Annotated in this window: 19 protein-coding genes; 8 read left to right on the forward strand and 11 right to left on the reverse strand. The window is 72.8% G+C overall.

Annotated features, from left to right (window positions below; genetic code table 11):
- Positions 1-10: 10 nt before the first annotated feature.
- The 9 genes from AC4BG9_RS18105 to AC4BG9_RS18145 form a co-directional block, all read right to left on the reverse strand.
- Positions 11-1,933 (reverse strand): FtsX-like permease family protein, encoded by a 1,923-nt coding sequence (locus AC4BG9_RS18105; RefSeq protein WP_490572518.1) that lies wholly within the window; start codon positions 1,931-1,933, stop codon positions 11-13.
- On the reverse strand, positions 1,930-2,715 hold the full coding sequence (locus AC4BG9_RS18110; protein WP_490572519.1) for an ABC transporter ATP-binding protein: 786 nt from the start codon (positions 2,713-2,715) through the stop codon (positions 1,930-1,932). The genes AC4BG9_RS18105 and AC4BG9_RS18110 overlap by 4 nt, the downstream gene beginning before the upstream one ends.
- Before the next feature lie 147 nt (positions 2,716-2,862).
- Positions 2,863-3,528 carry a response regulator gene (locus AC4BG9_RS18115; protein WP_490572520.1) on the reverse strand — a complete coding sequence of 222 codons (666 nt, stop codon included), beginning with the start codon at positions 3,526-3,528 and terminating at the stop codon, positions 2,863-2,865.
- The gene (locus AC4BG9_RS18120; protein ID WP_490572521.1) at positions 3,525-4,820 is read right to left on the reverse strand and encodes a sensor histidine kinase; all 1,296 of its coding nucleotides are present in this window, start codon (positions 4,818-4,820) and stop codon (positions 3,525-3,527) included. The genes AC4BG9_RS18115 and AC4BG9_RS18120 overlap by 4 nt, the downstream gene beginning before the upstream one ends.
- Before the next feature lie 127 nt (positions 4,821-4,947).
- On the reverse strand, positions 4,948-5,427 hold the full coding sequence (locus tag AC4BG9_RS18125) for a hypothetical protein (RefSeq protein ID WP_490572522.1): 480 nt from the start codon (positions 5,425-5,427) through the stop codon (positions 4,948-4,950).
- A gap of 82 nt (positions 5,428-5,509) precedes the next feature.
- Positions 5,510-6,118 (reverse strand): signal peptidase I, encoded by a 609-nt coding sequence (locus AC4BG9_RS18130; RefSeq protein ID WP_490572523.1) that lies wholly within the window; start codon positions 6,116-6,118, stop codon positions 5,510-5,512.
- A 4-nt stretch (positions 6,119-6,122) separates the two neighbouring features.
- A complete protein-coding gene (locus AC4BG9_RS18135) occupies positions 6,123-6,668 on the reverse strand; it encodes a hypothetical protein (protein ID WP_490572524.1) in 546 nt (181 codons plus the stop codon).
- A 276-nt stretch (positions 6,669-6,944) separates the two neighbouring features.
- Complete coding sequence (locus AC4BG9_RS18140; RefSeq protein WP_490572525.1) at positions 6,945-7,505, reverse strand: hypothetical protein; 561 nt, start codon at positions 7,503-7,505, stop codon at positions 6,945-6,947.
- Positions 7,492-10,752, reverse strand: coding sequence for a hypothetical protein (locus tag AC4BG9_RS18145; protein WP_490572526.1), 3,261 nt, complete (start codon positions 10,750-10,752; stop codon positions 7,492-7,494). The genes AC4BG9_RS18140 and AC4BG9_RS18145 overlap by 14 nt, the downstream gene beginning before the upstream one ends.
- 359 nt (positions 10,753-11,111) lie before the next feature.
- On the opposite strand from AC4BG9_RS18145, the gene AC4BG9_RS18150 reads away from it, so the two are divergent.
- The 4 genes from AC4BG9_RS18150 (at position 11,112) to AC4BG9_RS18165 (ending at position 13,658) form a co-directional block, all read left to right on the forward strand.
- On the forward strand, positions 11,112-12,026 hold the full coding sequence (locus AC4BG9_RS18150; RefSeq protein ID WP_490572527.1) for a DUF480 domain-containing protein: 915 nt from the start codon (positions 11,112-11,114) through the stop codon (positions 12,024-12,026).
- A gap of 269 nt (positions 12,027-12,295) precedes the next feature.
- Entirely contained in the window at positions 12,296-12,670 is a 375-nt protein-coding gene (locus tag AC4BG9_RS18155) for a tyrosine-type recombinase/integrase (RefSeq protein ID WP_490572528.1), read from the forward strand.
- Between the two features lie 20 nt (positions 12,671-12,690).
- Complete coding sequence (locus AC4BG9_RS18160; protein WP_490572529.1) at positions 12,691-13,413, forward strand: hypothetical protein; 723 nt, start codon at positions 12,691-12,693, stop codon at positions 13,411-13,413.
- Positions 13,410-13,658, forward strand: a complete 249-nt coding sequence (locus tag AC4BG9_RS18165; protein WP_490572530.1) for a hypothetical protein — start codon at positions 13,410-13,412, stop codon at positions 13,656-13,658. Before AC4BG9_RS18160 ends, AC4BG9_RS18165 begins: the two co-directional genes overlap by 4 nt.
- 385 nt (positions 13,659-14,043) lie before the next feature.
- Here AC4BG9_RS18165 and AC4BG9_RS18170 read toward each other — a convergent pair whose 3' ends face one another.
- Positions 14,044-14,988 carry a 1,4-dihydroxy-2-naphthoyl-CoA synthase gene (locus AC4BG9_RS18170; RefSeq protein ID WP_490572531.1) on the reverse strand — a complete coding sequence of 315 codons (945 nt, stop codon included), beginning with the start codon at positions 14,986-14,988 and terminating at the stop codon, positions 14,044-14,046.
- A 70-nt stretch (positions 14,989-15,058) separates the two neighbouring features.
- On the opposite strand from AC4BG9_RS18170, the gene AC4BG9_RS18175 reads away from it, so the two are divergent.
- From AC4BG9_RS18175 to AC4BG9_RS18190, 4 genes are all read left to right on the forward strand, one after another.
- Positions 15,059-16,270, forward strand: a complete 1,212-nt coding sequence (locus AC4BG9_RS18175; RefSeq protein ID WP_490572532.1) for a cysteine desulfurase-like protein — start codon at positions 15,059-15,061, stop codon at positions 16,268-16,270.
- Between the two features lie 351 nt (positions 16,271-16,621).
- Positions 16,622-17,473 carry a helix-turn-helix domain-containing protein gene (locus AC4BG9_RS18180; protein ID WP_490572533.1) on the forward strand — a complete coding sequence of 284 codons (852 nt, stop codon included), beginning with the start codon at positions 16,622-16,624 and terminating at the stop codon, positions 17,471-17,473.
- A gap of 45 nt (positions 17,474-17,518) precedes the next feature.
- Entirely contained in the window at positions 17,519-17,836 is a 318-nt protein-coding gene (locus AC4BG9_RS18185) for an OrsD domain-containing protein (RefSeq protein WP_490572534.1), read from the forward strand.
- A 7-nt stretch (positions 17,837-17,843) separates the two neighbouring features.
- Complete coding sequence (locus AC4BG9_RS18190) at positions 17,844-19,499, forward strand: FAD-dependent oxidoreductase (protein ID WP_490572535.1); 1,656 nt, start codon at positions 17,844-17,846, stop codon at positions 19,497-19,499.
- 17 nt (positions 19,500-19,516) lie between these two features.
- Here the strand turns inward: AC4BG9_RS18190 and AC4BG9_RS18195 are convergent, their stop codons facing one another.
- Positions 19,517-20,770: a sulfatase-like hydrolase/transferase gene (locus tag AC4BG9_RS18195; protein WP_490572536.1), complete on the reverse strand. Its 1,254-nt coding sequence runs from the start codon at positions 20,768-20,770 to the stop codon at positions 19,517-19,519.
- Positions 20,771-21,367: the final 597 nt, after the last annotated feature.

The raw sequence follows: 21,367 nt of genomic DNA on the forward strand, positions 1-21,367 counted from the left end.
ACGGGGGCCGTCACCCGGCCGTGGACCGGGCCAGGGTGCGCACCACCGGCACCATGGTCAGCAGCGGCACCAGGAAGACGGCCAGGGTGAGCGCGCCGTAGGTCGCCAGATCGACGGGGGGAACCGTCGGACCGAGGAGGCCCAGTCCCACGCCCAGCGTGGCCGGGACCACCGCCACCGTGCCGATCGCCCACGCCGCCACCCCGACCACCAGGGCTTCGACACCGGCCATCGCGACCAGCTGGCGGCCGGTGGCACCGGTCCGGCGCAGCAGGTTCAGCTCGCTGCGCCGGCCGGCCGTGGTGAGGGCCAGGGTGTTGGCGCCCGCCACCCCCACGAAGACCAGCAGGGCGAGCAGCAGCACCGTCGACAGCGTGCCGCTGGAGCCCGCCGCGCGCGCGGAGGCGACGTACTCCTGCTCGGTCATCGCGGTGAGGCCGAGGCCCGTGACGGCGTCGCGCAGAACGGTGGTGGCCCCGGCGCCCCCGGCGTCCGGGGCACGCAGCAGCACGCTCTCCAGACGGGGGTCGACGCCGTGCGCAGCGGGGGTGGCCCCGCCGACCAGGAAGTCGCCGAACCCGAGGCCCCGGTCGTAGACCGCGACCACCGTCGCCTGTACCTCGGGGCCCTCCCCCCAGCGGACGGTGATCGCCTCGCCCACCCCCTTGCCCGTCTCGAGCCGGGCGTCGACGCTGATCGCCACGGTGTCGAGGCGGTCCAGCTCGGCGAGCGCGCCGTCCACGACGCCCACGTCGAGCGTCCCCCCGACACCGCCGGCGGGGAGGGCGGAGAGCCGCATCGACTCCCAGGCAAGGGCGCTGGTGGAGTCGCCCCCGAAGCCCCCCATCTCGTCGTCGGTGCGCACCCGGGCCGCGACCGAGGAGAGCGGGACCGCCGCCTCGACGCCGGGCAGGGCGGCGAGCTCCGCGAGGCGCGCCTCCTCCCCGGTGCCGGTGCCGGTGCCGCTGCCGGGCGCGACGACCAGGTCGGCCCGGAGGCCGTCGGCCAGCTGCTGGGCGGCGGCCTCCACCACGGTGTCGTCGACGGTGCTCTGCACCGTGCCCACGGAGACCGCCAGCGCGAGCGGGACCACCGCGGTGGTCAGCCGCCGCGAGAAGCCGCGGGTGTTGGCCAGCGCCAGCCGGGTGGCGGGGCCGCCGCCGAGCCGGCTGGTGGTGCCGAGCAGCCACCCGACCAGCAGCGGACCGGCGAGCGCCGCCGCCCCCACGAGCAGGAACGCCGAGAGCGCGGCGGCCGCGCTGCCGATCGTCCCGGGGACGACGAGCGGGCTGAACGCCGCGGTGAGGCCGGCGACCGTCAGGACGAGCGCGGAGACGCGGCGGGCCCGGTTGAGCCCGCGCGGCTCGACGACGCTGCCGCGGACCGCGGTGGTGGGCGGGGTGCGCAGGGTCTCGCGGGTGGCCAGCCGGGCCGCCAGGTAGGAGACGGGGAGCAGGATCAGCGTGGCGGCGACCACCGGGAGCGGCGAGGTCGTCGTCGCGAACCCCGGCGCCACCACCTGGTCGTCGACGAGCAGCGGGGTCAGCAGCCGGACGACGAAGAGGCCGGGGACCGCGCCGAGGGGCGCCGCGACCAGGGTGATCAGCACGATCTCCAGGCCGACCATCCGCCGTACCTGGCGGCGGGTCGCCCCGACAGCGCGGAGCAGGGCGAAGTCGCGCTGCCGCTGCCGCAGGGCCAGCGAGACCGTGGCGGCGACGACCAGGACGACCATCATCAGCGCGGTGCCGGAGAACGAGGTGGCGAGCGCGACCAGCAGTCCGGAGTCGCCGCCGGAGCGGAGCCCGGACTCGATCAGCACGCCGGTGGCCGAGAGCAGGGCCCCCGCCAGCGCGAGCACCAGGAAGGTGCCGGCGAGCCCGGGCAGGTGCGCGGTCGCACCGGAGCGGGCCAGCCGCCACATGGCGCTCATCGGCCCAGTCCGAGCATGCGAGCGGCGACGGTCTCGGCGGTCGGGTCGTCGAGCTGGTCGACCAGCCGGCCGTCGGCGAGGAAGAGCACCCGGTCGGCGGTGGCGGCCACCTGGGCGTCGTGGGTCACCACGACCACGGTCTGCCCGAGCCGTCGGGCGGTGTCGCGGAGCAGCGCGAGCACCCCGGCGCCGGTGCGCGAGTCGAGCGCGCCGGTCGGCTCGTCGGCGAAGACGACGGTGGGCCGGGTCAGCAGCGCCCGTGCGATCGCGACCCGCTGGGCCTGCCCGCCGGAGAGCTCGCCCGGGCGGCGGTCCTCCATCCCGGCCAGGCCGACGGTCTCCAGCAGCTGGGTCTGCCAGGCCAGGTCCGGCTCGCGACCGGCCAGCACGAGCGGGAGCTGCACGTTGTCGGTGACGCTGAGGTGGGCGACCAGGTTGTACTCCTGGAAGACGAAGCCGACGTGCTCACGGCGGAACCGGGTCAGGGCGTCGGGGGAGAGGAGGCTGATGTCGTGGCCGCCGACGACGACGCTGCCGCTGGTCGGCACGTCGAGTCCGGCCGCGCAGTGGAGCAGGGTCGACTTGCCCGAGCCGGACGGGCCGGTCACCGCGGTGAACGAGCCGGTGGGCAGCGTCAGCGAGACGCCGCGCAGGGCGTGGACCGGCGCCGCGGTGCCGTCGTACTGGCGGTGGACGTCGAGCAGCCGGACGGCGTCGGTGCCGGCATCGGTGCCGGTGCCGGTGCTGTGGACCGGGCTTCGGTCGGGGGTGGAGGTGGTCATCGGGGGCTCCTGGGTCGAGGCGGGGGGAACGCCTTCGACGCTAGGTTTCCGCCCACCCCTGCCGCGAGCGCCGCGGGATGGAGATCGGCGGGTTCCATCCTTCGATGCAACCGGCCGGCTGCGACCCCGGCGGCACCCCGGTCGGGCTCACTCGGGGATGGCGACGACCTTGTTCTGGTAGGCCCAGACCGCGGCCTGGAGACGTGAGCGCACGCCGATCTTGGGCATCATCCGGGCCAGGTGCGACTTCACCGTCGAGGTCTCCAGGAACAGCTCGGCGGCGATCTCGTCGTTCGACATCCCCTGGGCCAGCAGCAGCAGGATGTCGAGCTCGCGGGCGGTGAGGAGCTCCGAGGCCCGCCCGGCGGTGACCGGCCGGGTCTCGCGCCGGGTCACCACCTCGCGGAGCACCCGCTTGGTGAGCGCGTCGTCCAGGGTGCCGTGCCCGCGCGCCACGCTGCGCACCGCGGCGACCAGCACCTCGGGCTCGGCGTCCTTGAGCAGGAAGCCCGACGCCCCGGCCTCCAGCGCGCCGAAGAGGTGCTCGTCGATGTCGAAGGTGGTCAGCACCAGCACCGGGATCGGGTCCTCGACCCCGGGACCGCAGAGCTCGCGGGTGGCGCTGATGCCGTCCTGGTGGGGCATCCGGACATCCATGCAGACCACGTCGGGGCGGAGTCTGCGCGCGGCCTCGACCGCCTCGCGGCCGTCCGCGGCCAGCGCCACGACGGTGAGGTCCGGCTCGGCGCCGAGCAGGGTGCCGAGCCCGGCTCGCACCAGCGGCTGGTCGTCGGCGACGACGACGCGGATCATCGGTCCTCACTCTCGATCTCGTTGCGGGGGGCCCGGTCCAGGTCGGGGAGGTCGGCCCCGAGCGCACCCTCGCGCGGCATCCGCAGCACCACCTGCCAGCCGCCCTCGGGCGTGGGTCCGTGCTCCAGCTGCGCCCCGGTGAGCTCGGCCCGCTCGCGCATGCCCAGCAGCCCGAAGCCGCTGCGAGCCGCGGTGTCCGGCGGCGCCGGGGGCGGGCCGTTGCGCACCGTGAGCTGGGCCACGGCCGGGTCGCGGTCGTCGACGACCACGGTGACCTCGGCGCCGGGCGCGTGGCGGGCGGCGTTGGCCAGGGACTCCTGCACCATCCGGTAGCCGGCCAGCTGGGCCAGCGGGCCGATGCGGGCGCCGAGCGGGTCTGGCCCGGAGAGCACGGTCAGGCCGACCGTGCGTCCGGCGGCGACGGCGTCCTCGACCAGGGCGGTGACGCCGGTCAGCGACTCCGGGCGCACCCGCGCCGGATCGGCCGGGTGGTCCTGCTCGCGCAGCAGCCCGACCAGGCGGCGCAGGTCGCGCAGCACGGCGGTGCTCTGCCGGCGTACCTGGGCGACCCCATCCTTGGCGGCCGCGGGGTCGGAGTCGATCTGGGTGCCGATGGCGGCCGTCATCACCGCGATGCCGGAGAGGTGGTGCGCGGCGATGTCGTGCAGCTCGCGCGCCATCGCGATCCGCTCGCGGGCCACGGCGGCGGCCAGGAGCGCGTCCTGCTCGCGGGCGACCGCGGCGGCCTGGCTCTCCCGCGCCAGCCGGGTCTCCCGCCTGGCGGTGAGCACGACCGCGAGCACCAGCGGGAGGCCGACGCTGCCGACGCCCTGCAGCAGGCCGCCACCGAGCGCGGCCCCGGTGGCCTCCCCGGCGTCCAGGGCGCTCATCGTGATGCCGACGGCGACCAGCAGACCGGCGCCCAGCAGGGCGGGCCAGGAGCGGGACGCCGGCAGCGCCAGCCCCAGGGTGAGGACCGCGACCATGACCGCCAGGGTGGCCAGGCCCGTCGCGTCACCCAGCCCGCAGGCGGCGGCCACCGGCACCGCCGCCGCGACCAGCAGCAGCACCGCCCGGGGCGCCGTACGGCGCAGCAGCAGGACGGCGGCCTGGGCCAGCAGCGTCCCGGAGCCCAGCCACCAGCTCGTCCCGCCCAGCGCGGGGAGCGTCAGCTCGGCGGAGGGGTCTGCCGCCGCGAGGGCGGGGACGGCGGCCAGCCCGGCGAGCGCGAGCGCGCCGCAGGCCCCGGCGACGCTCAGGTCGACCGCGGTGAGGCGCACGTGGGTAGTCATCGGCCTCGGTCCCCGACCAGGAGACGCGCGGCACCGGCTCGCGACTGAGCTACCTCCCACACGGGGACATCATGCCCGGCGCCGCTCCCGCCGCGCGCCGGCGGGCCGGGTGGTGCGAGCCGAGCCGCTACGCGCGCTGCACGAAGGTGCCGCTGAACGGGGAGAAGCCGTTCGGGTACGTCGTGAACGTCAGGACGGGCGCGTTCCACTGGATGTTCTGCGCGCTGTCCATCTGCAGCAGGCCGGTCTCCCAGTCCCACGAGGGGTCGTACTTCGCCATGTCGACGGTCACCCTGGCCACCCGGTCGTTGCTCGGCTGGAAGCCGCTGATGGACACGTAGAACCTGGTGCCGTTGGACCACGGGTCGCTGAAGGTCACCCCGTCGACGGTGCACGTCCCGACGACCTCGTTGGTGGTGCGGTTCAGGATCTCGCAGCTGTCGCCGCCTGCGGTGGCCCAGGTGCCGGAGGTGGCCCGGGCGGCGAAGGCGGCCCCGTCGTTCCACCCCGCGACGGTCCGGGTCGCGGTCGTCGCGGCGATGAGGACGAGGGCCACGAGCGCGCCCGTCGCGGCCAGCAGACGTCGGCGCGTGGCGGGCCAGGTCATGCGCTGGCTCCCTTCTTCATCACGTCTTCATGGTTGGAGCGGGACTGGGCGCGGCCGTGACCGGCCGCGCCCAGCAGCCCGCTCACGGGGTCTGGCTCGGCGAGGCGGCGACCAGGTCGCCTGCCCCTTCGTCGTGGTGCGGGTCGCGCGCCACGTGCTGGGGCCTGCCCGCCGGGGCGGTGCAGGGCCGGGGCATCAGGCTCAGGGCGAGGATCGCGGCGACCGCGATCACCAGGGGTACGGCGACGCTCGGGCGCGTCAGCCGCATCCAGGCCTCACCCAGGCCCGCGAACTGCCAGCGCGGGGAGAGCACCGTGTCGTCGGTGACGACGTACTCACCCGCGTCCGGGCTGTCGTTGGCGTCGCCCTGCATCCGGACGTGCCACGAACCGTCGTCGTGCTGCGCCACGTCGATGACGCGGTGCGTGACGAGCCGGTCCGAGACGTCGTTGCGCAGGGACAGCACGTCCCCGGCCTTGACCTCCTCGATCGGGACGGGTGTGGCGACCACCAGGTCGCCGGTCATGATCTCCGGCTCCATGGAGCCGGAGATGACGATGAGCGGCTTGATCACACCCATCGTGGTCGCCAACCAGACTCCCAGGCTGACCACCCCGATGACCGCGAGGCCCCAGACCAGGACGTCAGCGGCCGTGCGCAGGACGCGCACGGCCGCCGCGCGGCCTGCCATCGCCTCAGGACTCTCCGGTGAACCGCAGGGTCATCGTCCCCTCGGCGCCCTGGTAGTCCTCGGGCCAGTCATCGGGGGTGGTGACCTGCAGGATCACCGTGTCGGTGGCCCCGGCGTCGAGCGTGGTGGACGACGGGTCGTGGATGGTGGCGGTCGCCGGCTCGGATCCCTCGAACAGGGTCCCGGCCGTGGTCAGCACGCCCGTGCCGAGCGTGAGCGGCACGCTGCTGGCGTTCTTCAGCTGCAGCGAGACGGTCTTGTCCGCGCCCTGGTTGAGGTTCTCGAACGCGTCCGCAGGGATCGACACCGCATCGTTCTCGGTGTCCGCGTCGTACCAGGTGTTCCCCCCGTCGACGCTCGCCTGCAGCTCGACCTTCTCGACGGCGCTCGCGGTGCCGTCGAACCACGCGTCGTCGGTCCAGACCGCACTGGTCAGGGCCGCCCCGACGCCCAGCACGGCGACGCTGGCCAGCCCGAAGCGGACGATCGCTCCGCGGCGGCGACGCTTGTCGCGGTCCTGGTCGACGTTCACGACGTCAGTCGTAGTCATGTCTGCTCCTTTCCTCGGTTCGGCGTTATGCCGTGATGGTCGGCGCGCGCCAGACCTCCGGGCATGACCGAGCGACCGCACGCTCATGTTCGCGGGCGGTGCACCCGCCGGGCAGGCCCGGCGGGAGGGGGTCGCTGCACGACCGGGGCGGCGGGAGCCGCGACCCGGCGGCCGTCATGGACGCTCGCGCGACACGAAGGATTTTTACCCGCCCGCAGGCACTGGCCAAATGCGTCGGGCGTGACGTTGGTCATCCCCTCGGTCGACGTGAGGCGTTCACCCGAGGGGGAGGCGGACCACCTCGGCGAGGGCACCCGAGGCGTCGCCCGCAGGATCGCCGGGGGCCGCGTCGGCAGCGCGGGCGCGCCCCGCGCTCATGACCACGACCTCCCAGCCGGCGAGGTCCTGGGCGGTGCTCACGTCGACCTCCAGCGACGCCTCCTCGCCCGGCGCGACCCGGAGGGCCGCGGGCCGGACGGGGAGCCGGGCGTCCGGCCCGGTGCCCTCGGGGGACGCCCCGACGCGGACGACGAAGACCGTGTAGCGGTCCTCCTCCTGGCCTGCGTTGCCCAGGACTGCGGTGAGCACCGCCCCGGTCCGCGGCCCCAGCGTGAGCCGGGCGTCGTAGGTCGCCGTGAGGTGGCCCGAGGCCGAGGCCTCGGGCGCGCTGATGCCGTCGTCCTCGGTGACCTCGGCACGGTCCGCCCCGGGCTGCAACCGCGGGTCCGCGTCCGAGCAGGCACCGAGCGCGAGCAGGAGCAGGGACGCCGCCCCCGCCACCGCACGTGAGGTGCGGTGCCAGGGACGGCATCGGGTGCGGCCGTCAGCCGTCGGCACCCTCCGCGCCCTTCTGGTCGCCCATGCCCGGCGTGTCCTTCCCCTTCTTTCCCTTGCTCTTCGGGCCCCTGCTCCTGGGACCCTTGCTCTTCGGATCCTTCGGGTTCTTGCCGCCCTTGCGGGCCGAGTCCTGGAAGGTGGCGTCCTTGCCGGGACCGCCCCGGAGGACGTCGCGGCCAGGACCGCCGACCAGGCGGTCGTTGCCTGCGCCGCCGACCAGCCGGTCCTTGCCGGCGCCGCCGTCGAGGCTGTCGTCGCCCGCGCCGCCGAAGAGGCGGTCGTTCCCGGCGCCGCCCTTGATGGCGTCCTTGCCCGCGTCGCCGCAGACGACGTCGTTGCCGCCCTTGCCGTCGATCCTGTCGTTGCCGCCGAGACCCACGATCACGTCGTCACCCGGCGTGCCCACCAGCCGGTCGGCCTTCTCGGTGCCGACGATGGTGGCTGCCCGCCCGTCGCAGGTGGCGGTCACCGCCGGGATGCTGGGGGTCGGGACCGGCGTCGGCAGGGTGGTCGGGCCAGGAGTCGGCGCCACGGTGGGGGACGGAGTGGGCGTCGCCGTCGGCCCGGGGGACGGCGCGGGCGTCGGCGTCGCGGCGTCCGCCAGCTGCTTCCTCAGCGCATCGAGGACCGCCGGGTCGAGCGTGCCGGCCGGCCCGGTGGCGAGGTTGTCGATCACCGACGTGAGCTCGGACCGGAACCCCGGGGCGCTCGGGTCGGGGGCGGTGACCGGGCCGGAGGCCGTGGAGACCCCCGCGCCGAGCAGGTTGCTGTCCAGGACGGCGGTGACGGTGTGGTCGCCCGGCGCCAGGGCGTCGGTGTGGACGGTGACCGCCACCGTGGTGCTGGAGCGCGCCGCGACCGTGACCGGTGCCGGCTGGTCGGCCGGCAGTCCGCTGACCCGCAGCGTGTAGGTCGCGGAGACCTCCGAGGGGTTCTCCACGGAGAAGTGGACGGTCTGGTCGCCGGTCCGGGGGATCAGCGTGCCCGGTCCGACGAAGCCGACCACACCGTCGCCGTCCGCGCTCAGGACGCCCAGCTCGAGGGCGATGTCGGAGGTCAGGGAGTCCTCCGGGGTGATCTGCGGCGGCGCGTCGTCCGCCCCGAGGGCGCCCACGGCCCCGCCGTTGTAGGCCAGGCGCGGCCACTCCGCCCAGGGGGCGCCGCGGGAGTAGTCGAGGCGCGAGGCCCCACCGATCCCCACGAGCTGGTAGGCGTAGTTCATCACCGAGAGGAACGTCGGGTCGTAGGCCAACGTCGTGTGGTCCGGGCCGCCGTGCTTGAGGTTGAGGTTGTGACCCAGCTCGTGCATGAAGGTGCCACGTTCCTGGGTGCGGGTGAAGCCGTGGTCGCCCCAGCCCTCGCCCCCGTCGGTGACGAGGAAGTCCGCCGCGGGGAGGCCGCGGGAGATCCCCGACGAGCAGCGGCCGGACGGGCAGTCGGTGCTGGTGCCGCCCTGGTAGGTGTCGGCGTACACGGCGTAGTGGAAGACCTGGGCGCGGGCGGTCTCGAAGTGCGCGGACTTGAGCGCGTCGAACTCGCCCCAGTCGTAGCCCTCGGCTCCGTAGGAGCCCAGGACGCTGTCGTGGGGCAGGGCGTTGCCGCGGCTGCGGTTCCCCCAGCGGGTGCCCGTCACGGGGTCCATCACGGACCCCGGTCCGGCGTCGATGTGCACGTTGACCGGACCGCCCGGCGCGTTGCGGAAGGAGGCCGCCACGTCGTTGAGCGCGGCCTGGGTGGGGGCGAACGAACGCCCGCCCCAGCAGAGCCAGAAGAAGCAGGACTCCTCGTCCACCATCCAGTCGACCTCGATGAAGAGGTCCGGCACCGCCGGGTCCGCACCCATCGCGGGGAGGTCGATGTCGATCGTGCCGTCCTTGTCGACGTCCACGCCCTCGGTCTCCCAGCTGTCGGGCAGCGAGTCGCCGTCGGCATCGGCGGCGATCGCGGTCAGGGCCAGGCCGCCGGGGTAGCCGTAGCTGTCGTACTCCGCGTACCCGTAGACGCTCACGCCGAAGGTGGTGTTCCCGGTGAGGCGGTGGGTGCCGACCTCGACCGGCAGGGACGCGGTGGAGTAGTCGGTGCCGGGGACCGCGGTGAAGGAGCCCTCGGGGAGCGGCTGGCCGTCGAGCCGGATGTCGCCGACGGCACCGGTGCGCGCCACGACGTTGACGAAGTTGTGGGGGATGCCGGAGGCGGGGGTGGCCACGGTGTAGCGGTCGAGGAACTGCTCGGCCGGCGGGATCAGCATCATGAACGGGTCGGAGGTGACCCCGTCGAAGTCGCTGCTGTTGGAGTACTGGGCGAGCATGACGGGCGCGGAGGAGTCCCACTGGTGGCCGCCCTCGCGGATGGTCTCGTACACCTCGCCCCGGTCCAGCGTCGTGACGGCCTCGCCGTCGATCGAGACGACGGTGTCGTCGGCCTGGGCGACGACGCGGAAGGTGTCGCCGTTCTTCCGGGTGGCCAGGGGCGCGGAGATGAACCGCGTGCCCCAGGTGGCGGCCGGGAAGAGCTGCTCCACGTTGTGGTCGCAGGCGTAGAGGTAGACGTCGCCGGGGATGTTGGTGCACCGGTTGCCGGCGAAGACGGCGACGGGCGCGGTGGAGACCACGGTCGTCCCGGAGAGGTGGGCGGTGCCCTCGCCGGTGTTCTGCAGCTGGTAGGTCTCGCCGGCGTCGAGGGTGACGTCGAAGGGCTCGGGGACCTCAGCGCCGGCGAAGTCGCCGTCGGGGGTGATCGTGACGACCGTGTCGTCCTGCGTCGCCACCACGCCGAGCTGGGCCGCGTCGCTCTGGTGGACGAGGGTGTTCGGGGCGTCGAGGACGAAGTACTCGGTGCCGAGGATGTCGACCGGGAGGGCGAGGAAGGCGTCGGTGGTGTGCGTCTCCTGGTTCAGGCCGTAGACGGTCACCTCGTCGACGGCCTCGACCTTGAACCCGGTCTGCTGCACGCTCCCGGAGCCCATCGTCTGCAGGTCGCCCGGGAGGTCCACGGTGGTGATCTCGCCCGGCGTCACCGCGAACGGGATCGGCTGGGGCAGGAGGTCGCCCGACACCGTGCCGGTGGTGGCGCTCTCACCCGTGACGAAGAGCTGCAGATTGGCGGCGGACGACTCGTTCTCCTCGAACATGAGCCAGTACTCGATGCCGGCGGTGTCGGCCGCGGCGAGGCTCGGCCCCCCGGGCACGAGCGCGAGCCCACCTGCCACCAGCAGCGCGGAACCGTAGGAGCAGAGACGACGAAGCATGAGGCCCCCCGGCCGTGAGATGCGGCCCACGCTGGGCGGCGGCCCATGCTCCTGGCTCGGATGAGTCCTCGTCAACGCCCGCGGGTCACTGGTACGGACCAGTGCGGAGGGCGTTGGTGGGTTGTGGCCGAAACCGGATTTCTTGCGGACTGTCTGCGGACTGAAACCGCCCCATCGTCCGGCACGGGCCACGGCCCTTCAAAGGCGGGTTCGGCTGTTTTCGCACGGCGCCAGGCATCCACCGACGGGCCCTGGTGAGGGTTGCCGTGAAGCGGTCGGCTGTGGCGCGGCCACGTCATAGGCGGGGAAAAGACGATCTTCGATCCGCAATCGTGCCGAGGCAGATCTAAGGTCGTGACGTGAGAGAACTCCCCGTCCTCGATGCGACTGACCAGCGCATCCTCGGCAGCCTGCTGGAGAAGCAGACGACCGTGCCCGCCACCTATCCCCTCTCCGCAAAGGCACTGGTCTCGGCGTGCAACCAGACGAGCAGCCGCGACCCCGTCACCGACCTCGACCAGCAGACCGTCGAGCGGACCGCGAAGTCGCTCAAGGAGCGCGGGCTGCTGCGGATCGTGTGGTCCGACACCGGGCGCCGGACACTGAAGTACCACCAGATCCTCGACGAGCATCTCGCCCTCGAGCCCGACGAGCGAGCGCTGCTTACGGTCCTGCTGCTCCGCGGCGCGCAGGCGCCGGGTGAGCTGCGCACCCGCACCGAGCGGTTGCACGGGTTCGCCGACCGGGGCCAGGTCGAGGAGTGCCTGCGCCGAATGGCGAGCCGCCCGCAACCGCTGGTGTGCGAACTCGAGCGCTCGTCCGGCCAGCAGGATCCGCGCTGGATCCACCTCCTGGGCGCCGCGCCGGAGCAGACCGCAGCCGAAATCGACCCAGCTGGGAGTGCCGACCCGTCGCGCATCCGCGTCACGCAGATCATCGCCGACCTCCACGTACCCGACCTCCCCGCCTCCAGGAGCTTCTACAGCGACTACCTCGGGTTAGCCGAGGAGGAGTTCAACCTGGGCTGGGTGGCCCGCCACACGTCGCCGGTATCCAGGGCGACGCTCCAGGTGATGACCAGCGATGCCACCGCGCCGGTGGACCCCGTCGTCTCGGTCATGGTCGACGACGTCGAAGCCGCCTACCGCCAAGCACAGGAGCGTGGGTACGAGATCGTGCATCCCCTGACGACCGAGGCATGGGGCGTGACTCGGTTCTTCGTCCGCGCTCCCGATGGCAACGTGCTCAACGTCGTTCAGCAGCACGCAAGCTGAGGGTCTTGGTCATCCGCGGGGGTAAGACGCGACTTCCGTCGAGCACCAGCCGAACGTCGCACGTCATGAGGAGTTATCTGTGGCGCCGATGACCGCGGCGACCTGATGCCCTGCGGCTATCGAGGCGTCGTCGTCGGCAGGCACACCGCGATCAGCTATGACATCGAGTCGAGTCATGGCGACCGACCAGTGGTCGGCCTCGAGATCGGTCCACGAGGTCGACCATCCGGATGCGGCCAGCCGCGTTGCGAGCCCCCGGACCAGGGCGGGTGTCGCACACTCCGAAGGGCGAACCGACCCGGTGGCTGTTCGACGAGCGCGGCAAGCCGTGGCACGACAACCTCGTCGACTACCGCTGGCGCTCGACCCGCGCAGACGCCCGGGTCACGTACAAGCTGCACGAGCTCCGGCACTATTTCGCCAGTGGTCTGATCGCCGCCGGGTGCGACGTCGTCACCGTCCAGCGGGCGATGGGCCACGCATCAGCGACGACGACGCTGAGCACCTACGCGCATTTGTGGCCGACGGCTGAGGACAAGACCCGAGCAGCCGCGTCAGAGATGGCCGCGGCAGTCCTCGCTACCGACCTCACCGCGACAACTCGGAGGCATGTGCTGCCGGGAGATGAGACCGTTGCTCCATGAGATGGGTCCGTCGCACCAGGGTGTCCCAGGAGGACAAGGACTGGGAGCGGAAGAAGGTCGAGATCGAGGCGGCCAAGCGTCAGCGTTTCGCCCAGACCGCCACGCAGCGCGATCTTGTCACCGAGGTGTCCCGGATCCTCTTCGAGGCCGATCCAATCGGCATCAACTTCGAGTCGAACACCGACGAGTACGACGCCGAAGCCGAGACGGTCGTTATTGGCTTGGCAGGCGCGCGCAGCGCCGACGACGTCCGGTCGCTAACTCATGAGGCGTTCGTGCAGTGGTTCGACCCGCAGACGGCCGGGCCCGCCGAGCGATACACGTCTGTCGCGGCCGCAATCTGGGATGCCTGGCGCCGAGCACAGGGGCAATCAGCGCTGGCACCGGGAAGCGACGCATCTGCCGGTGCCGATGCCGCAGTCCGCGGATTGAAGATCACTGGCGTCTTCTTCGTGCACGACTTCATCGAGGTGCACATGGACGACGTCATCCTGACGGGCTACACGGAGCCGTTCGGCATCATCGGGTGCCAGGGAGTGGGTCCTTCCTCGATCACGCAGCTGATCGGCAGGACCGTCGAGCAGCTCTCGGTCGTCGACGGTGAGTACGTGGCGATCGACTCCGGCGAGAACCGTCTGGCATTTCCAATCGGTGGCCCATCGGCCAAAGGCCCCGAGTCAGTCCGACTGTACGTGCGCGGCCAGGACGGACTCGGAATCCCGAGCGCGCACTGGATCTGGTGAGGGACAGGTTGCAGGGCCGCCCTGAAGTCGAGTTCACCTACCGCCTGACCGGAGCCGGGTGGAGCGAAGCGCGTCTGGGCAAGGTCTTGCTCGACGCTACGTGCTCGCTGGTCGCGTTCCAGCGCGCGATCGCCTCGGGTGCGCGGGCTGTGCTGGACGAATGGGGCGAGGACGGCTACCGAGCGAAGTGGATCGACCACGACTTCCCAACTGCCACGCTCGTTGAGCTCGAGAGCGTTATCTGAGCCGAGTCCTCCCTCATAGCCGATGAGGTGTGATCCGGCCGGGTTTCGTGCGCCCGGGCATCCCGTCATGGACCGCCGTGCCAATCGCCAGGAAGCCCAATCGCGGCCTTGCATCGAACCGGCTCGCAGGTGTTTGTCGAGCCCGCCTAGCCACTCTCCAAGGTGATCGTCCTGATCGCCTGCTTTGGCTCGCCATTCTCTGTCCAGCGGGCGCTGATCTCTACTGTGTTACCCGACGCGCCCCAGCTCGGGGTAGGGATGAGGGTCGTCATTGATCGCCTCCTGGCCGTGCGCCACATTCTTTCGGCGCCCGACAGCGATTCTTGCCACGCATCTGCTACGCACGCGGCCCTAACAGGCCTCTGACCTGGACAAACGCGTCAGATCAGTAGTACCAGGGGAACGGCGACCAGTCCGGCTCGCGCTTCTCCAGGAACTGGTCGCGTCCCTCCTGCGCCTCGTCGGTCATGTAGGCCAGCCGGGTGGCCTCGCCCGCGAAGAGCTGCTGGCCGACCAGGCCGTCGTCGAGGAGGTTGAAGGAGTACTTGAGCATCCGCTGGGCGGTCGGCGACTTGCCGTTGATCTTGGCGCCCCACTCCAGCGCGACCTTCTCCAGCTCGGCGTGCGGCACCACCCGGTTGACCGCGCCCATCCGGTGCATCGTCTCGGCGTCGTACTCCTCGGCGAGGAAGAAGATCTCGCGGGCGAACTTCTGCCCGACCTGGCGGGCGAGGTACGCCGACCCGTAGCCGCCGTCGAAGGAGCCCACGTCGGCGTCGGTCTGCTTGAAGCGGGCGTGCTCCGCGCTGGCCAGCGTCAGGTCGCAGACCACGTGGAGGGAGTGGCCGCCGCCGGCGGCCCATCCGGGCACCACGCAGATGACCACCTTGGGCATGAAGCGGATCAGCCGCTGGCACTCCAGGATGTGGAGGCGGGCGAGCTTGGCGCGGTCGATGACGCTCGGCTCCTCGGCCCCGGTGTCGCCGGCGCCGATGGTCTTGTCCTCGTACTGGTAGCCGGCCTTGCCGCGGATCCGCTGGTCGCCGCCGGTGCAGAAGGCCCACTTGCCGTTCTTGGCGCTCGGCCCGTTGCCGGTGAGGATCACGCAGCCCACGTCGGCGCTGGTGCGCGCGTGCTCGAGGGTGCTGAGCAGCTCGTCGACGGTGTGCGGTCGGAAGGCGTTGAGCACGTCGGGGCGGTCGAAGGCGATCCGGACCGTGCCGTGGGCCTTCGCCCGGTGGTAGGTCAGGTCGGTCAGGTCCTCGAAGCCGGGGACGACGTCCCAGTCGGCCGGGTCGAAGATCTCGGAGACTCCGTCGATCGCGCTCATGGCGGCGAGGCTACCGGTGCCCGGATCCCCGCCCGGCCGGGGATCCACGAACCTCGTGCAGGATGACGCCATGACCGACACGCTCCCCTTCGACGTCGCGCGGGTGCGCGCGGACTTCCCGGCCCTCGACCTCGGGGTCGCCCACTTCGACGGCCCCGGCGGCACCCAGGTGCCGCGCCAGGTCGCCGACGCGGTGGCGGGCACGCTGACCGCCGGACTCTCCAACCGCGGCACCGTCACCGACTCCGAGCGCCGCGCCGAGGACGTCGTCCGGGAGGCCCGGTCGGCCGTCGCCGACCTGCTCGGCTGCGACGCGGCGGGCGTGGTCTTCGCCCGCTCGATGACGCAGGCGACGTACGACGTGGCGCGCGCGCTCTCGCGTCAGTGGCGGGACGGCGACGAGGTGGTCGTCACCCGGCTCGACCACGACTCCAACATCCGCCCCTGGGTCCAGGCCGCGGAGGCCGTCGGGGCGGCGGTGCGGTGGGTGGAGTTCGACCCCGTCACCGGCGAGCTCGACCTCGCCGGCCTCCGGGCGCTGCTCTCGGAGCGGACCCGTCTGGTCGCCGTCACCGCGGCCTCCAACGTGCTCGGCACCCGCCCCGACGTGCGCGCCATCGCCGACGCCGTCCACGCCGCCGGGGCGCTGCTCTACGTCGACGGCGTCCACCTGACCCCGCACGCGCCCGTCGACGTGGTGGAGCTGGGCGCGGACTTCTTCGCCTGCTCGCCCTACAAGTTCTTCGGGCCGCACCACGGACTGGTGGTCGCCGACCCGGCTCTGCTCGAGACGCTGCACCCCGACAAGCTGCTGCCCTCCTCCGACGCCGTGCCCGAGCGGTTCGAGCTCGGCACGCTCCCCTACGAGCTGCTCGCCGGCACCACCGCGGCGATCGACTACCTCGCCGCGATGGCGCCGGGGTCGGAGGCGGCTGACCGGCGGAGCCGGATCACCGCGTCGATGCGCGCGGCCGAGGCACACGAGGAGCGGCTCTTCGCCCGGCTCCTTGCCGGGCTGGAGGGGCTGGAGCGGGTGCGGCTGCACGGCAGTCCGGTACGCCGGACCCCCACCGCCTACTTCACCCTCGAGGGCGTCTCGGGGCGCGAGGTGCGCGAGCGGCTGGCAGCCGTGGGGGTCAACGCGCCGGCGAGCCACTTCTACGCGATCGAGGCGGCGCGGCATCTGGGCCTCGGCGACGAGGGTGCGGTGCGGGCCGGGTTGGCGCCCTACACGGACGAGGGGGACGTCGACCGGCTGCTCGAGGGGCTCGCCGGGCTCTGACGACCCGGTCGCCCGTTCGCCTCCGGCTAGAGGGCCGGGGGCGTGGCAAGGACCCGGCGGACGTCTGCGAGCACCGTGGCGAGCGGCCGGTCGGCGTCCACGACGGTGAAGGTGGGCCACTCCGGAGCCAGGCCCAGGCTGCGGCCAGCCGCATGACCACGTGGCGGAACCGCTGCTCCACCGCCTCGAGCCGTGCGGTGCCGAGCCACGCCTGGGCGTCCGGGCGCGGCCGAGCGACTGAGCCCGCGACTCCGGGCACCCTCCCCCCACGGCTCTCTGCGCCCGGCGTCGGCGACAGGCTGTCCCCACGAGGGCCACCCTGATCCGTCCGGCTTCGGGCAGACTGATGGCGTGATCGAGGGTGAGCTGGGGGACTTCATTCGGAGCCGACGGGAGGCGGTGCGACCCGCCGACGTGGGCCTGCCCGCGGGAGTGCGCCGCCGCACTCCGGGGCTGCGCAGAGCCGAGCTGGCCACCCTGTCCGGGATCAGCGTCGAGTACCTGACCCGGATCGAGCAGGGTCGGGACCGCCATCCGTCGACGCAGGTGCTGGCCGCCCTCGCCCAGGCGCTCCGGCTCAGCGACACCGACCGCGACCACCTCAGGGCACTGTCGGACGTCAGTCACGGCACCGAGCTGCTCTGTGCCGCCGCCCGCGGCACCGACCGCAGCGTCCGGGCCGGCACCCGGGCGATCCTGGAGCGCCTGGACCCGACGCCGGCCTGTGTGGTCAACCACCTGTCCGACGTGCTGGCGTGGAACGAGGGCTACGACCACGTGGCCCGCCCCCTCGGGATCCTCGACGACCCCGCGCCGAACCTGCTGCGGTTCACCTTCGCCCACCCCCACGCGAAGGACGCGTTCGGGGACTGGGCCGACCTCGCCGACCATCAGGTCGCCAGGCTCCACCGGCTGCGGCGTGGCGATCCCGCCGTGGCGACCCTGGTCGCCGAGCTGGAAGGGTCCGCCGAGTTCGCTCGACGATGGGAGCGGCGACCCCTCGACGACGAGCGAGGATCACGGGTCACCGCTCTGGTGCACCCACGGGTCGGCACCCTGCGACTGGCCGAGGAGACGCTGCGGCTCTCCGATCACGGTCTCCAGGACCTCGTCATCCTCCTGCCCGCGGACGACGCGACCTCGAGCGGGCTGGACCTGCTCGCCGGCCGCAGACCCGGTGCCCTGCGCGCCGTCACCCACTGACCCCGCTCCCGATCCGACGAGACCACTGAACCGGAGGACCCGCACGTGCACGCGATCATGCGCTACGAGATCAGACCCGCCGAGCTCGACACCCACCTGAGGCTGCTGAGAGCCGTCTACGCCGAGCTCGCCGCACGACAGCCCGAGGGCCTGGTCTGGGCGAGCTATCAGCTGGAGCGGCCCACCGAGTTCCTGGAGGTCATGGGCGGCCCCGATCTCCCGCACCCGCTGCCGGGCCTCCCCGCGTTCCAGGCATACCGCGCGGGTCTGGAGGATCGCTGCGAGGCCCCGCCCCAGTTCAGTGAGGTCGGCCTGGTGGGCGCCTACGGTCACGGCGACCTCGCGGACCCGGTCGAACGGTGAGTGACGCGTGAGTGCGTCCCAGGAGAAGCCGGCACCCGCCCCGCGGCACGACGAGTACGACGTGGTGGTGGTCGGGTCCGGCGGAGCCGGCCTGACGGCGGCGTTGGCGGCAGCAGTCCGGGGCGCCCGGGTGCTCGTCGTCGAGGCCGCCGACAGGTTCGGCGGATCCACGTCTGTCTCGGGGGGCCAGGTGTGGGTGCCGGGGAACCACCGTGCGACAGAGCTCGGCCCGCAGCACAAGGACACCCTCGAGGACGCCCGCGAGTACTGCACCCACCACTCCCCCGGACGTGACCCGACGTTGATCGACGCTTTCCTCGCCGCCGCCCCGCGGATGGCCCGCGCGATCGAGGAGCACACGCCGATCCGGTTCCGGCCGATGCGCTCGCCGGACTCGCTCGCGGACGGGCCCGGCGGACGGCTCGCGGGCCGCAACCTCGAGGTGGCTCCGGTCGCGAGCGGCGACTTCGCCCCCTGGCAGGAGTGGGTGTGGTCGCCGCCCTACCCCGCGGTGCTCACCAACGAGGAGGTGACAGACCATCGGCTGGTCTTCGGAGGCGAGGTGCCGATGGAGCTGATCGGGCCGCGGATGGCGGCCGGGCAGGTGACCCTGGGCGTGGGACTCGTCGTCGGCCTGCTGCGGGGGTGCGTCGCCGCGGGGGCCGAGCTGGTCCGCGGCTGCCGGGTGATCGAGCTGGAGCAGGACGCCGATCGCGTCACCGCGGTGGTCGTCGAGCAGGCGGGCGTCTCGCGCCGCCTGGGGGCGCGCCGAGGAGTGGTGCTGGCCACCGGCGGGTTCGAGCACGACCGAGGACTGGCGGCTCGGCTCCTCGCGCTGCCCGATCCGCACCCGGCGACACCACCGGTGAGCCACGGTGACGGTCTGCGGCTCGCCGCCAGAGCGGGGGCGATGGTCGGGCACCTCTCCGAGAGCTGGTGCTGGCCGGTCAAGCCCGCCACCGCGACCTGGGCCGGCGCCACCGGCACGCCCCGGCCCGAGATCATCCTCGCCGAGCGGGCGCTGCCGCACGTGGTCTGGGTCAACCCGGCAGGCCGTCGGTTCGTCAACGAGGCCAGCCACAACTGTGCGCTGAGCTTCACCGAGCTCGACCCCGCAACCAACCGAGCTCGCAACCTGCCCGTCTACGCCGTCGGCGACGCCCAGTACCGCCGTGCCTACACGCTGGCCGGGGCCGCGCCCGGGGACCCTCTGCCGGACTGGGTCGTGGTGGCCCACACGCTCACCGAGCTGGCGGTCGAGATCGGCGTGCCCGCCGAATCGTTGAACGCCACCATCGCCGCCTTCAACGAGTCGGCGTCGGCCGGTCGCGACGCCGAGTTCGGTCGGGGCGACGGTGCCTACGACCGGCATCTCGGGGACCCCGCCGCCGCCCACCCGAACCTCGGCACGGTCGAGGCGCCGCCGTTCTTCGCGATGCCCGTGCTTCCGGGCCTGGTCGGGACCAAGGGCGGTGCCTGCACCGGCACCGACGCGCAGGTCCTGGGCTGGGAGGGCCGGCCGGTCCCCGGGCTCTACGCCGCCGGCAACGCAGCCGACTCGGTGATCGGGCCAGGCATCCTGTCCTCGGGCATGACCCTAGGCCTGGCGCTGACCTGGGGCCACGTCGCCGGGTCGGCCGCCGTCGAGCCAGCGGCAGGTTGAACCGTCGCTGCGGACGCTCACTCCTCCAGCGCCCGCAGCGCTCGGCCGCGGGTCGTCCGCAGCCGCCCGAGCGGGCCGGCCCAGCGAGAGACGTCGAGGTCCCGACGGCTGGTGAGCTGGTGCGGATCGGTCTCGAGGTCGTAGAGCTCCCACTCGCCGCGCTCGTGGTGGTCGATGAAGACGTGAGGCCCCTCGCGCAGCATCGCCCACCCGAGGTTAGTGTTCTCCACCAGCAGCCGGCGGCGCCAGGCCGACCAGTCGCCGGTGCGCAGCGGCTCCAGGAGCGAGCGGCCGTCGAGGTCGCGGCCGGCGTCGGGGTCGAGCCCGGCGATCTGCAGGGTGGTCGGCATGAGGTCGACCTGGGAGACCAGCGCGTCGCTGACCGCGGGCGTCACGCCGGGGCCGCGGATGACGTACGGCACCCCGGCGGACTCCTCGTAGGGCTGCTCCTTGCGGAAGAGCCGGTGCTCGCCCATCAGGTAGCCGTTGTCGGAGAAGAAGAAGACCCAGGTCCGCTCGTGCTGGCCTGTCTCGCGGAGCACGTCGAGCACCCGGGCGACCTGGTCGTCGAGGTCCTGCAGCTCCTCGAGCTTGCCCTCGAGGACCTCGCGCATCCGCGCCGGGTCCTGCGGTGGGAGGTCCCGCATCCAGCTCGGCTTGTCCGCCATGTCGGGCTCGTTGAGGGCCGGCGGGTCCCAGCGCACGCCGTCGAAGTCGTCGCGGTGCCGCCGGCTCGGCGTGTAGGGGTCGTGCGGGGCCGAGGTCGACCAGACGGCGAACCACGGGCCGCGCCCCGCCTGCCGTTCCAGGTACGTCGTGAGCCGGTCGAGCGCGAACCGGTCGGCCGCCCGCTGGGAGCCGGCCTCCCGCTTCTCGCCGTCGACGTTGACCCCTCCGCCCGACCCCACGGTCGTCACCCAGCGCCGCCAGCCGGGCGCGACGTACGCCGGGTCCCGGGAGAGTCCGTTCATGTACTTGCCGAAGTACCCGGTGTCGTAGTCGGTGCCGGCAAGGAGCCGGGTGGCGACCGTGTCGCGGTCGAGTCCCCGCTCCACGAACGGGCGGTGCGTCTGGTTGGTGCTGCACCCGTGGTGGTGGGGGTAGCGGCTGGTCAGCATCGACGCCCGCGCCGGCCCGCACCAGGGCATCGCGGCGTACCCGCGGTCGAACCGGACGCCGCGCCCCACCAGCCGCTGCCACGTCCTCGGCATCCGCTCCAGGGTGGCGCGCGGTTGGTCGTCGGTGATGATCCACAGCACGTTGTCGGACATGCTGCGGCAGCGTAGCGGTGGCCACCGCGCAGTGACGGGCACGCCCGACCGCGGCCCGCGCCGCCCGCGCCGAGTGCCGGTAGGAGGTTCCCGACCCCACCCTGATGAGCGTCTCCGCGATGAGCCGGGCCGCAAACTCGTACTGCCGCGGATGCTGAGGCCCCTCGAAGGCCGCGACCTGGGTCTAGCACGAGGGACAGGAGTGGCCCCCGTCAGCCAGGAGCGCGCGAGGCAGCTTCTCGGAGAACCGGTGAGCAGGTTCCCCCTCGGGACGGCACCGCCACAGCTGCCGGCGCGCGCCCGCACGGCCGTAGGTTCCGGCCCGCACCACCTGGGAACCCTCGTGTCCCCGAGGGCAGCTCCGGGATGGGAGAACCAGGGGTCGTGCGCGCCACCACCCGCCTACTTCAACACGCTTCCGTAGCCCGCGCACCCGCTACGACCGAACCACACGTTGCTCGCGCCCTTCGTATCAACGGTATGCGACGCTCAACGCGTGTCCAAATAGTGGCATAGACGGGCTGTTCTGAGCGTAAGTTGTCGGTTGTTCCTGGTTGAGTTGTCGCATCGGTCGGGGCCCGTTCGGGGGGCTCCGGT

The sequence above is a fragment of the Nocardioides sp. Z40_12 genome (assembly GCF_058215795.1).